Source organism: Pseudomonas bananamidigenes, from assembly GCF_001679645.1.
Lineage (GTDB): Bacteria > Pseudomonadota > Gammaproteobacteria > Pseudomonadales > Pseudomonadaceae > Aquipseudomonas > Aquipseudomonas bananamidigenes.
Map to the genome: position 1 here is coordinate 58,857 of NZ_LRUN01000030.1, position 12,460 is coordinate 71,316.

A 12,460-nucleotide genomic window follows, 5' to 3' on the forward strand; every position below is an offset into this window, starting at 1 on the left:
AGCTGCTTTACTGCGATTTCCGGACCCGCAGATACCACTCGGACAGCAGTCGTACCTGTTTGTCGGTGTAGCCGCGCTCGACCATTCGTGTAACGAAGTCGTTGTGTTTCTGTTGATCCTCTTTGCTGGCCTTGGCATTGAAGCTGATGACCGGCAGCAGGTCCTCGGTGTTCGAGAACATTTTCTTCTCGATGACCACCCGCAGTTTTTCGTAGCTGAGCCAGGTCGGATTCTTGCCGTTGTTGTTGGCTCGGGCGCGCAATACGAAGTTGACGATTTCGTTGCGGAAATCCTTCGGATTGCTGATACCGGCCGGTTTCTCGATCTTTTCCAGTTCCTCGTTGAGGGCTACGCGGTTGAGGATCTCGCCGGTTTCCGGATCGCGGTATTCCTGATCCTGAATCCAGAAGTCCGCATACAGTACGTAGCGGTCGAAGATGTTCTGGCCGTATTCGCTGTAAGACTCGAGATAGGCCGTCTGGATCTCCTTGCCGATGAACTCGATATAACGCGGTGCCAGATACTCCTTCAGATAGCGTAGATAGCGTTCACGGACTTCCGCCGGGAACTGTTCCTGTTCGATCTGCTGTTCCAGCACATAGAGCAGGTGTACCGGGTTGGCGGCGGTTTCATGGGGGTCGAAGTTGAAGACCTTGGACAGGATCTTGAATGCGAACCGGGTCGAAAGACCGTTCATGCCCTCATCGACACCTGCTGCGTCGCGGTATTCCTGGATCGATTTGGCCTTTGGATCGGTATCCTTGAGGTTTTCGCCGTCGTAAACCCGCATCTTGGAGTAGATGTTGGAGTTTTCCGGCTCTTTCAGGCGCGACAGCACAGTGAACTGCGCCAGCATCTTCAACGTGTCCGGCGCGCAATGGGCCTTGGCCAGGGAACTGTTGAACAACAGCTTGTCGTAGATCTTCACTTCGTCGCTGACCCGCAGGCAGTACGGCACTTTGACGATATAGATCCGGTCGATGAACGCTTCGTTGTTCTTGTTGTTGCGGAATGTATGCCACTCCGATTCGTTGGAGTGGGCCAGGAGGATCCCGGTAAACGGAATCGCGCCGAGACCTTCGGTACTGTTGTAGTTGCCTTCCTGGGTTGCAGTCAGCAGAGGGTGCAGCACCTTGATCGGTGCCTTGAACATTTCGACGAATTCCATCAGACCCTGGTTGGCCCGGCACAGCGCACCGGAGTAGCTGTAGGCGTCAGCGTCGTTCTGCGGGAACTCTTCCAGCTTGCGGATATCGACCTTGCCCACCAGCGCGGAGATGTCCTGGTTGTTCTCGTCGCCCGGTTCGGTCTTGGCCACGGCGATCTGGTTGAGGATCGACGGGTACAGCTTGACCACGCGGAACTGGCTGATGTCACCACCGAATTCGGCCAGGCGCTTGGTGGCCCATGGCGACATGATGGTGTTCAGGTAGCGCCGGGGGATGCCGAAGTCTTCTTCGAGGATCGCGCCATCTTCGGTGGCGTTGAACAGACCCAGGGGCGATTCGAATACCGGTGAGCCCTTGATGGCATAGAAGGGCACCTTTTCCATGAGCTGTTTCAGCTTCTCGGCCAGGGACGATTTACCGCCACCGACGGGACCGAGCAGGTAGAGGATCTGTTTCTTCTCCTCGAGGCCCTGGGCGGCATGACGGAAATACGAAACGATCTGGTCGATGCATTCTTCCATCCCGTGGAAGTCTTCAAAGGCCGGATAGCGGCGGATCACCTTGTTGGAGAAGATTCGCGACAGCCTCGAATTGGTCGAGGTGTCGAGCAGCTCCGGTTCGCCGATAGCCATTAACAGACGCTCGGCGGCGGAAACGTAGGCGCTGCGATCCTTTTTGCACAGTTCCAGGTATTCCTGCAGCGAGAATTCTTCCTGGCGTGTGGACTCGAAGCGTTGTTGGAAGTGGCTAAAGATACTCATGACGTCACCTCGCTCGATACGTGGAGCCGACGCCGGATCACTCAGTCGATGCTGGCAAGCAGCTGCGATGACAGCTGTTGTTTACCCCCCAGAACCCTTTCGCGATCGACAATCGCGAAAGTCACTCCCGATGACCCGTGCGCCGGTGTACCGGCTCTCCCCTGTTTTGGATGGCCTGGGCTTAAGGATAGTTGGGAATTCGAGAGGTAAAGGCGAGATACGTAATTAGTTGTGGCAGACCGTTCGTCTGCCACCGCGCGAGCCCACGGGAGCCGGGGCCTGCACGTGACAAAAAAATTATTCGGAAATGCCTTGCGCGGTTTCCGAAGGAAAGGTCGCACGCCAGAGCTCGAAGCCGCCGTCCATGCTGTACACGTCGGAGAAGCCCTGGCTGATCAAATATGCCGCTGCGCTCTGGCTGGAATTACCGTGATAGCAGACCACCACCAACGGGGCGTCGAGGTCAGCGTTACGGATGAAATCGGCGATGGAGTGGTTATCCACATGCTTCGATCCTGCGATGTGCAGCGCGGCGTAGGTCTGCGGGTCACGGATATCGACCACCACGGCACCTTGCTCGCGCAGGGCCTGGGCCTGTTCCGGGGGGATACGTTTGAATTCGCTCATGGCGGGTTCCTGTGGCTCGGCTGAAAACGCAGTCTAACGCGGGGCGCTGACTGGCGAAGTTTCGGTGATCGGTGGGGCGACGGGAGGCAAGGCGCCGCCGTGTTCGTCGCATTTGCACGACAGCCGTTCAAGGCTGTCGACGTTCATCAGGGTCATGCTGCCACCCCATACGCAACCGGTGTCGAGGGCTGAAATGCCGGGCTCGTGGACATCGCCTTCCAGTGCCGCCCAGTGACCGAAAATGATCCGCAGGCCACGGGTCTTGCGTTCCTTGTGCTGGAACCACGGCTTGTAGCCCGGCGGCGCCGTGTCCAGGCCTTCCTTGCTCTTGAGGTCGAGCTTGCCTTCGGCAGTGCAGAAGCGCATGCGCGTGAAGTAGTTGGTGATGATCCGCAGCCGGGCCACACCTTTGAGTTCGCTGTCCCACTTCGCCGGCTCGTTGCCGTACATGCCGTCGAGGAAGGCCGGGAGCAGATTGTCATCGCGCAGGGCGGTCTCGACTTCTGCGGCATACTTCAGGGCCTTGCGCAGTGACCATTGCGGGGGGATGCCCGCATGAGTCATGGCGACTTCGCGTTGCTCGTCGTAGTGCATGAGTTTCTGCTGACGCAGCCACTCCATCAGTTCGGCACAGTCCGGTGCTTCGAGAATCTCGCGCAGGGTGTCGGACTTTTTCATCCGCTCGATATTGTTTGCGGCGGCCAGCAGATGCAGGTCGTGGTTGCCGAGGACGCAGACCAGTGACTTGCGCATGCCATAGAGAAAACGCAGGGTTTCCAGCGATTGCGGGCCACGGTTGACCAGATCGCCTACCAGCCACAACCGGTCCACTGCCGGGTCGAACGCGACTTGCCCGAGCAGGCACTTGAGCGGTTCGAGACAGCCCTGCAGGTCGCCGACGGCATACGTCGCCATCAGTGCAGCGCTCCCGGAACGGCGAGGCGGAAGGGTTTGATGATCGCTTCGAAATGCTTGCCGTCGCTGGCGACCATTGCATAGCTGCCCTGCATCGTGCCGACCTTGGTGGTCATGACTGTGCCGCTGCTGTAAGTGTGGCTTTTTCCTGCATCGATCAAGGGTTGCTGCCCGACGACACCGGCGCCGCGCACTTCCTCGACATGCCCGTCACCATCGGTGATCACCCAATGTCGGGACATCAGGCGGGCCGGCTGTTCGCCATTGTTCTGCACGGTGATGGTGTAGGCGAAGGCGAAGCGGTCATGCTCGGGTTGCGATTGGTCTGCCAGATAGTGAGTAACGACGCTGACATCGACCTGATAACGGGGATCGGACATGCAAGAGGCCTTGAGGACTTGGCGAAAAGCGGCTATCGCCGATGGGTTGAGTCTAGGCAAGTATCGGGCAGGAGACCAGAGTGGCGCTCCTGCCCGGGAGCGATGCGTGCCTGTCAGTCGGCTTTCGGGGCCGGCGCAGGTTTGTCGGCGAGCTGGTCGGCCAGGCGCACGAAGGCAGCCAGATCGAGTTGCTCGGGTCGCAGACTGCCATCGACACCGGCGGCCTCGATTTCGGCATTGCTCAGCAATTGTTTGAGGGTGTTGCGCAGAGTCTTGCGGCGCTGGTTGAAAGCTTCGCGCACGACGCGCTCCAGCACGCGGTGATCCTTGGCCGGGTGCGGCAGTACCGCGTGAGGCACAAGACGTACGATGGCCGAGTCGACCTTTGGCGGCGGGTTGAATGCACCTGGACCGACGTTGAACAGATGTTCGACCCGGCAATGGTATTGAACCATGATCGACAGACGACCCCAGTCACCACCACCCGGACCGGCAGCCAGACGCTCAACGACTTCCTTCTGCAGCATGAAGTGCATGTCACGAATGATCGCGGCATTGTTCAGCAGGTGGAAAATCAGCGGTGTGGAAATGTTGTACGGCAGGTTGCCGACCACGCGCAGGCTGTTCGGTGCTGCGTTGAGGGTGTTGAAGTCGAACTTCAGGGCATCACCCTGATGCAGGTTGAAATTGCTCTTGCCGGCAAACTGCTGGTTGAGGATCGGGATCAGGTCCTTGTCCAGTTCCACGACGTCCAGCTGCGCGCCGGAATTGAGGATGCCGGCGGTCAGTGCGCCCTGGCCTGGGCCGATTTCCAGCATGCGGTCACCGGATTTGGCATTGATGGAGCGCAGGATGCGGTCGATGACGCCGGCATCGTGCAGAAAGTTCTGGCCAAAGCGTTTGCGCGCCTTGTGTTGGTATTGCTCGGTCATAAACGGGTCTCGGCCATCTGGTAGGCGGTTTCCAGGGCGACTTGCAGACTGCCGGTGTCGATCTTGCCGCTGCCGGCCAGATCCAGGGCGGTGCCATGGTCGACGGAGGTGCGGATGATCGGCAGGCCCAGGGTCACGTTGACCGCTGCGCCGAAGCCTTTGTACTTGAGCACGGGCAGGCCCTGGTCGTGGTACATCGCCAGCACTGCGTCGCAGTGCTCCAGATATTTGGGGGTAAACAGAGTGTCGGCAGGCAGCGGGCCACGAAGGTCCATGCCCTCGCCACGCAGGCGTTCCAATGTCGGTTCGATGATGTCGATTTCTTCATGTCCCAGGTGTCCGCCTTCACCGGCGTGCGGGTTGAGCCCGCAGACCAGGATGCGCGGCCGGGCGATGCCGAATTTGTCTTGCAGATCGGCGTGCAGGATCCTTGTGACACGCTCCAGTCGCTCGGGCGTGATCGCATCGGCGATGTCGCGCAGGGGCAGGTGAGTGGTCACCAGTGCCACGCGCAAACCGCGGGTAGCGAGCATCATCACCACTTGAGCGGTATGGGTCAGATCAGCGAGGAATTCCGTGTGGCCGGAAAAGGCGATGCCGGACTCGTTGATCACACCTTTGTGCACCGGGGCGGTGATCATTCCGGCGAAGTCGCCGTTCAGGCAGCCGTTGCCGGCGCGGGTCAGGGTTTCGAGGACGAAAGCGGCGTTGGCTTTGTCCAGTTGTCCCGCGACCACCGGAGCGCTGAGCGGAGTATCCCAGACATAAAGGCTGTTGGCCGGCGCCGGTACGTCCGGCCAGTGATCGGGCGAGACGGGCACCAGACTGACGGCCAGCCCCAGCTGCGCGGCCCGCTCCTGGAGCAGATCACGGCTGGTGATGGCGATCAGAGGGTGTGGCTGGGCTTGCGAGGCGAGCAGCAGGCAAAGGTCGGGACCGATGCCTGCCGGTTCGCCAGGTGTCAGCGCGAAACGCTCGGGTTTCACTGCGCTGCCTGGTCTGCGCCAGGGAGTTTGATTTCTACGTACGCTTCGTCGCGGATCTGACGCAGCCAGGTCTGCAGCTCTTCGTCGTACTTGCGGTTACGCAGTACGGTCATCGCTTGCTGCTCGCGGGCCTGTTCGGTGCTGTCGGTGGCGCGACGGCCAAGGACTTCCAGAACGTGCCAGCCGTACGGGGTTTTGAACGGCTTGGACAGCTCACCCTGCGGGGACTTGGCCATCACGGCGCGGAATTCCGGTACCAGCGCGTTCGGGTCGATCCAGTTCAGGTCGCCGCCGTTGAGGGCGGAACCCGGATCTTCCGAGTATTTCTTCGCCAGTTCAGCGAAATCTTCGCCGGCTTCGATGCGGTTATACAGCGACTGGGCCAGTTCCCGGGTCTTGGCTTCGTCGCGGACCGGACTTGGCTTGACCAGGATGTGACGCACATGCACTTCGTCGCGCATCTGGCTTTCGCCGCCGCGTTTTTCCAGCAGTTTCAGGATGATGAAACCGCCCGGAGTGCGTGCCGGTTGAGTGATGTCGCCCGGCGACATTCTGCTCAGCTCGCGATCGAACGGTGGTGGCAGTTGAGCGGCTTTACGCCAGCCCATGTCGCCGCCCTCGAGGGCGTTGTCGCTGCCGGACCTGGCAACGGCCAGTTGACCGAAGTCAGCGCCCTGCTTGAGTTGCTGATAAACCTCCATCGCCTGACGAGCGGCGCTCTGAATCGCTTCGGAGCTGGCGCTTTCCGGAGTAGGAATCAGGATGTTGGCCAGGTGCAGTTCTTCGGACAGCTGCATCTTGCCCAGGTCGGAAGCGAGGAAGTTTTTCACTTCCTGCTCCGATACCTGAATTCGCTCGGCAACACGACGCTGACGCACACGGCTGATGATCATTTCACGACGAATCTGTTCGCGGGCATCCTCATAGGAGAGACCGTCGCGGGACAGGGCCGCGCGGAACTGATCAACCGTCATGTTGTTGCGCTGGGCAATGGTGCCGACAGCCTGATTCAGCTCTTCATCGGTGATGCGGATACCGGAGCGCTCGCCGATCTGCAGTTGCAGGTTTTCGACGATCAGGCGCTCGAGCACCTGTTGATCCAGCACGCCCGGAGGCGGCAAACCGCCGCCACGCTTGGCGATGGTCTGCTGAACTTCGTGGACGCGTTGATCCAGCTGGCTCTGCATGACCACGTCGTTGTCGACGATGGCCACCACTTTATCGATGGACTGTACCGCGGCGTTGGCCGCGGTACCCAGGAACAGCGCGCCCAGCATCAGCGGGCGCAGACAATCAGAAAGCTTGGTCTTCACGTTGACGATAACCTTGGATGCCTTTGTCGAGGAAGCTCTCTACCTTGGCGCCGGTGAGGCCGCCGAGTCCCTTCAGAACAATTTGGAGGAAGACGCCGTGGTCGCCTTTTTCGTTTTCCGGGGCGTTCTGACTGAATTCGTCATAGCTGACCCAGTAACGGTTGATCAGGCGCAGTTTCCAGCAGCAGTTGTCGTATTCGAAACCACCGAAGGCTTCCAGCGTGCGATTGCGGTTGTAGTCATATTGCCAGCGGCTGATGGCGCTCCACTGCGGAACGATCGGCCAGATGACCGAGAAATCATGCTGCTGGATTTTGTAGTAGTCCTTCACGTAGCCAGGCTGGCCCGGGGTGCCGTAATCACCGCCGCCCACCGCCCATTTACCGGTGTTCTGGTCGTAACGGACCTGGTCGTTGCGATAGCGATAGCCGACGTTGACCACCTTGTTCGGGTTGTCTTCAGGCTGGTAGTGGAACATCGCGCTTCCGGAGCGCGGGCTGCGGCTGTCCGGATCCCAGTTGTAGTCGGCAGTGGTGCGCCAGTCGCGGTTCCAGCGGTATTCGTATTCCAGAGCATAGGGCGATACGTCGGACTGGGCGTCCTTGCGATCCTTGAACGCGATACCCGGCAGTTGTACTTCACGATCCTTGAAGTAATAAGCCTGACCGATACTGATGCGTTGACGCTCGAAACCATCGTCTTCGATCCAGCGACTGGTCACGCCCAGCGACAGCTTGTTCTCGTCGCCGACGCGGTCGGAGCCGGAGAAACGGTTGTCGCGGAACAGCGAGGCATAGTTGAAGGTGTATTCACTGGTATCGAATACCGGAATGTCCTCCTGGTCCACCTTCGGAACATAGAGGTAGAACAGACGCGGCTCCAGGGTCTGGCGGTAATTCTTGCCAAAGTAGGACGTGTTGCGATCGAAGTACAGGCCACCGTCAACGCTGGCGATAGGGACGCCGCGATTCTGGTTGCTGTCGAACTTGCCGAAGAGTTTCTGGTTCTCCGGCGACAACGCCGCGATATCCGACTTGCCTTTACCGTCCAGATCTAGTTGATACTGGGTGTACTGGTACTTCAGCGACGGCTTCAGGAAGCCATAGGTCCAGTTCATCGGCAGGCTGACGCCTGGTTTCAGATTCAGGCGGTCGCCATTGGCACGAGCGAGGCCGAACACGTTGTTGTCGAGGCGACGCTCGATAGTGCCGTCTTCATTTACGAAGTTACCGCTTTTCAGATCGCGATCAAACCGCACAATCTCGGTCTCGTAATCGAAGTTCAGGCCTTCCGGGTGATACGGCAGCTGACCATTGAAGGTGATCTGCGGCAGACGGTCATACGGCGTGATGTTCGACACAGTCGCCAGCTGGTACGCCTGGGCGTTCAAGCGGGCGGTGTAGCTGTCGCCACGATAGGTGACCGAGCCTTGCTGGTTCACGTAGTCGGCGCTCTTCACACCGATCTGGTCGGTGGTCAGGTCCTGGAAGTAGTACGGATCGCTGATCTTGGTGTAGTCAACCTGGGTGAACACGCGGGAGTCCAGGCCACCCTTGTGTTGCCAGTTGTACATGTAGCGGTTCTTTTCGTAATCGGTCTGCTTGCTGCGATCGGTGTCTTCGTCGTTGAGGTACGCGGCGCCGAACTGACCTTCGCTGGACTTGGTCAGGTAGCGGAATTCGCCTTCCATCAACAGGCCGCGCTTGCTCATGTAGCGTGGATACAACGTGGCGTCGTAATTCGGTGCCAGGTTGAAGTAGTACGGGGTCACCAGCATGAAGCCGGTGTCGCTGCCGGTGCCGATGGTCGGCGGCAGGAAGCCCGACTGACGACGGTCGTCGATCGGGAAGTAGATGTACGGGGTGTACAGGATCGGAATGTCCTTGACCCGCAGCGTCACGTTGGTCGCGGTACCGAAGCCGGTGGCAGGGTTCAGGGTGATGTTGTTGCCCTTGAGCTGCCAGGCGTTGCTGTTCGGTTCGCACGTGGTGTATGTGCCGTCCTTCAGACGGATGATCGCGTTTTCGGCACGCTTGGCGTACAGCGCGTTACCGCGGATGCGCGATTTGTGCATCACGTATTCGGCGTTGTCGACTTTCGCTTCACCGGTGTCGAGCTGCACATCGGCATGGTCGCCGACGATCAGCGCGCCGTTGTCGCGGATGCGCACGTCGCCCTTGAGTTCGGCGCGGCTCTCGGCCTGATAGAGGCTCGCTTCCTGGGACTCGACCTGCATGCTGCCCTGACGCAGGACCACGTCACCGGCCAGCGTACCGACCTGATCTTCGGTGTTGTAGCGCGAGGCTTTCGCGCCGATAAAGGTCGGGGCGTCACTTTTATTCGTCTTGTCATTCATGCCAGGACGAATCGGTTCGATATAGGAACCAGAGCAGTAAGGACCGGTTTCGGCCAACTGGGCGGCGGTGAGCTTCTCGCGCGGAACCCAGTCGAGGTGACTGTAGTCTTCGCTACGGGATTTCAGGCCTCGGCCCTTGGCTTCGGTAACCAGCACGGGCTTGGGCCCGGAGTCCGAAACCGTACCGTTCTCGGCCGGCGCTGCACCGGTGGCGCTGACGGCGCTGCCGTCATGCACCGGACGCGGGGGCAATGCCGCCGTCGGGGTTTTCGGCGAGCAGGCCCAGCCGCCCGTAGGCGAGACGGCGCAGTCATACTGCTCGGCGGCCACAACGAACGAACTGGCCAGAGGTTGCATAGCCAGCAGACTGCCGGTTACCAACAACGGAAATTTTTTACGAAACGCGGGGGATTTCAATGCCATCTTATTAGTCCGGGCTTCCTGCGTGCCATCTGCCCGCGGTGTGGGCCGCACGCCTCTCGATGGTCTGAAAAAGATGCTGGATAATAAAGCATGACCCGCTTGACGGCTAGCGCCGTCGGAGACCCTTGCAATGCCTGACCAAGATGTACGCTTGCAACACCTGAAAGTTTGGCTCGATGAGCAGTTGGCAATACTTTTCTCCACTCAGGGCTGGGGTGCAGTCCCCCCGGCCACATTGACTGCGGCCAGCAGCGACGCGAGTTTCCGCCGTTATTTCCGCTGGGAAGGTGCCGGTCGCAGCTTCGTCGTGATGGACGCGCCGCCCCCTCAGGAAAACTGCAAACCGTTCGTGGATATCGCCTTTTTGCTGGCGAAATCCGGTATCAACGTGCCGAAAATTTATGCAGAAGATCTCGATCGCGGGTTTCTTTTGCTCAACGATCTGGGCAACAAGACCTACCTCGACGTGATTGACAGCGAAAATGCCGACGCATTGTTCAGCGATGCCCTGCAGGCGTTGCTGGCGTTTCAGCAGTTGCCGATGGTGGCGCCGTTGCCGAGCTATGACGTCGCATTGCTGCGTCGCGAGCTGGAATTGTTCCCCGAGTGGTACGTGAAGCGCGAGCTGGGCATCGAGTTCGATGCCGGCCAGCAGCAACAATGGCAACAGGTCAGCGATCTGCTGATCGACAGCGCGCTGGCCCAGCCGAAGGTGCTGGTACACCGCGACTATATGCCGCGCAACTTGATGATCAGCGAGCCGAACCCCGGCGTGCTGGACTTCCAGGACGCGGTGTATGGCCCGGTGACTTACGACGTGACATGTCTGTTCAAGGATGCGTTCCTCAGCTGGCCTGAAGAGCGTGTGCACGGCTGGCTCGAAAGCTACTGGCAGCAGGCAGCGGCGCTGAATATTCCGGTCCAGCCGGATTTCGAAGACTTCCTGCGCGCCAGCGACCTGATGGGTGTGCAGCGCCACTTGAAGGTCATCGGGATTTTCGCCCGCATCTGCCATCGTGATGGCAAGCCACGCTACCTCGGTGATGTACCCCGTTTCTTCTCCTATATAGAGACCGTGATCGCCCGCCGTCCCGAGCTGGCGCCACTGCAGGCGCTGCTGGCCAGTCTGCGCGCCGGAGTAACGGCATGAAGGCAATGATCCTGGCGGCGGGCAAGGGCGAGCGCATGCGCCCGCTGACCCTCACCACGCCCAAACCGCTGGTGCGTGCCGCGGGCGTGCCGTTGATCGAGTATCACCTGCGCGCCCTCGCGGCGGCAGGTTTCAGCGAAATCGTGATCAACCATGCCTGGCTCGGCCAGCAGATCGAAGACTACCTGGGTGACGGCTCGCGATTTGGTCTGAGCATCCGTTACTCGCCTGAAGGCGAACCGCTGGAAACCGGTGGCGGCATTTTCCGCGCCTTGCCGCTGTTGGGCGACGAAGCGTTTTTGGTGGTCAACGGTGATATCTGGACCGATTACGACTTCAGCGTCTTGCACCAGCCGATCACAGGGCTGGCACATCTGGTGCTGGCGGACAACCCGGCCCATCACCCGGCCGGCGACTTCAGCCTGGTCGGCGACCAGGTACAGGACGGCCAACCGGACTCGGCGACCCTGACCTACAGCGGCATCGCCGTGCTGCACCCGCAACTGTTCGACGGCTGCACGGACGGCGCCTTCAAACTGGCACCGTTGCTGCGCAAGGCCATGGCGGACGGGCAGGTCAGCGGTGAGCGACTGAAGGGCCACTGGGTCGATGTCGGTACGCACGAGCGTCTGGCTGAAGCCGAAACCTTGATAGAAGCGAGTCGCTGACATGTTGTGGCCAGGGACTCTGATTGGAGCCGGAGCGGGTTTTGCTATCGCCAGCATTCCGGGGGCCATGCTTGGGGCTTTGTTGGGACAGGCGCTGGATCGGCGCCTGCATCTGCAAAGCTGGGGGCATCTGCGGGAAAAACTCGGCGGCCAGCCGATGCTGCGCAACGACGAGTTGTTGTTCGTCCTGCTTGGGCGTCTGGCCAAGAGCGACGGGCGGGTCACCGACGGGCATATCCAGCAGGCGCGTCAGGAAATGCGCGCGCTGGACATGAGCGAGCCGGCACAGCGCCGGGCCATTGCCGCATTCAATCGTGGCAAGTCCGGCGGTGATCGCCTGCGTGGTTATCTGCGACGTCTGAGTGCTCAACCCCATGCCGCCGAAGGGGTGTTGCGTGCCTGCTGGCGGATGGTCTGGGCTGATGGTCGGGCCGGCAGCAGCGAGCGCGAATTGCTGGCGCAGTGGGGCAAGTGGCTGGGCTGGACGACTCACCAGATTCAGGCGCTGGCGGCGGATTACGAACCGCACAAGCGTCCGATCGTCAGCGCGGCGGTGAGTTATCAGGAAGCGATGCGTCTGCTTGGCGTGTCGGCAACCAGCGAACCGGCACAGATCAAGCGCGCCTATCGCCGTCTGCTCAGTCGTCATCATCCGGACAAGATCGCTGGCACCGGGGCGACGCCGGCCCAGGTGCTCGAGGCGACCGAAAAGACCCGCGAATTGCACAATGCCTACACATTGATTCGCGAACGGCGGGATTTCCGCTAGATGAAAAAAAA

The 12,460-nt window shown here is 60.2% G+C and carries 11 protein-coding genes; 3 read left to right on the plus strand and 8 right to left on the minus strand.

Annotation, left to right across the window (positions count from 1 at the left end):
- Window positions 1–7: 7 nt before the first annotated feature.
- From BBF94_RS11395 to BBF94_RS11430, 8 genes are all read right to left on the minus strand, one after another.
- Window positions 8–1,930 (minus strand): PrkA family serine protein kinase, encoded by a 1,923-nt coding sequence (locus BBF94_RS11395; protein WP_065259133.1) that lies wholly within the window; start codon window positions 1,928–1,930, stop codon window positions 8–10.
- A gap of 297 nt (window positions 1,931–2,227) precedes the next feature.
- Window positions 2,228–2,557 carry a thiosulfate sulfurtransferase GlpE gene (gene glpE / locus BBF94_RS11400; RefSeq protein WP_065259134.1) on the minus strand — a complete coding sequence of 110 codons (330 nt, stop codon included), beginning with the start codon at window positions 2,555–2,557 and terminating at the stop codon, window positions 2,228–2,230.
- 33 nt (window positions 2,558–2,590) lie between these two features.
- Window positions 2,591–3,472: a symmetrical bis(5'-nucleosyl)-tetraphosphatase gene (locus tag BBF94_RS11405; RefSeq protein ID WP_065259135.1), complete on the minus strand. Its 882-nt coding sequence runs from the start codon at window positions 3,470–3,472 to the stop codon at window positions 2,591–2,593.
- Complete coding sequence (apaG, locus tag BBF94_RS11410) at window positions 3,472–3,852, minus strand: Co2+/Mg2+ efflux protein ApaG (protein ID WP_065259136.1); 381 nt, start codon at window positions 3,850–3,852, stop codon at window positions 3,472–3,474. The genes BBF94_RS11405 and apaG overlap by 1 nt, the downstream gene beginning before the upstream one ends.
- 113 nt (window positions 3,853–3,965) lie before the next feature.
- Window positions 3,966–4,784 carry a 16S rRNA (adenine(1518)-N(6)/adenine(1519)-N(6))-dimethyltransferase RsmA gene (gene rsmA, locus BBF94_RS11415; RefSeq protein WP_065259137.1) on the minus strand — a complete coding sequence of 273 codons (819 nt, stop codon included), beginning with the start codon at window positions 4,782–4,784 and terminating at the stop codon, window positions 3,966–3,968.
- Complete coding sequence (pdxA, locus tag BBF94_RS11420) at window positions 4,781–5,770, minus strand: 4-hydroxythreonine-4-phosphate dehydrogenase PdxA (protein WP_065259138.1); 990 nt, start codon at window positions 5,768–5,770, stop codon at window positions 4,781–4,783. Before pdxA ends, rsmA begins: the two co-directional genes overlap by 4 nt.
- Window positions 5,767–7,083: a peptidylprolyl isomerase SurA gene (gene surA, locus BBF94_RS11425; RefSeq protein WP_141676575.1), complete on the minus strand. Its 1,317-nt coding sequence runs from the start codon at window positions 7,081–7,083 to the stop codon at window positions 5,767–5,769. Before surA ends, pdxA begins: the two co-directional genes overlap by 4 nt.
- The gene (locus tag BBF94_RS11430) at window positions 7,064–9,862 is read right to left on the minus strand and encodes an LPS-assembly protein LptD (protein ID WP_065259139.1); all 2,799 of its coding nucleotides are present in this window, start codon (window positions 9,860–9,862) and stop codon (window positions 7,064–7,066) included. The genes surA and BBF94_RS11430 overlap by 20 nt, the downstream gene beginning before the upstream one ends.
- A 130-nt stretch (window positions 9,863–9,992) precedes the next feature.
- Between BBF94_RS11430 and BBF94_RS11435 the strand changes: the two genes are divergently transcribed.
- The 3 genes from BBF94_RS11435 to BBF94_RS11445 are packed head-to-tail and all read left to right on the plus strand — an operon-like array spanning window position 9,993 to window position 12,449.
- Window positions 9,993–11,012: an aminoglycoside phosphotransferase family protein gene (locus BBF94_RS11435; RefSeq protein ID WP_065259140.1), complete on the plus strand. Its 1,020-nt coding sequence runs from the start codon at window positions 9,993–9,995 to the stop codon at window positions 11,010–11,012.
- Complete coding sequence (gene murU, locus BBF94_RS11440; protein WP_065259141.1) at window positions 11,009–11,680, plus strand: N-acetylmuramate alpha-1-phosphate uridylyltransferase MurU; 672 nt, start codon at window positions 11,009–11,011, stop codon at window positions 11,678–11,680. The genes BBF94_RS11435 and murU overlap by 4 nt, the downstream gene beginning before the upstream one ends.
- 1 nt (window position 11,681) lies before the next feature.
- Window positions 11,682–12,449 (plus strand): TerB family tellurite resistance protein, encoded by a 768-nt coding sequence (locus BBF94_RS11445; protein WP_065259142.1) that lies wholly within the window; start codon window positions 11,682–11,684, stop codon window positions 12,447–12,449.
- Window positions 12,450–12,460 lie beyond the last annotated feature (11 nt).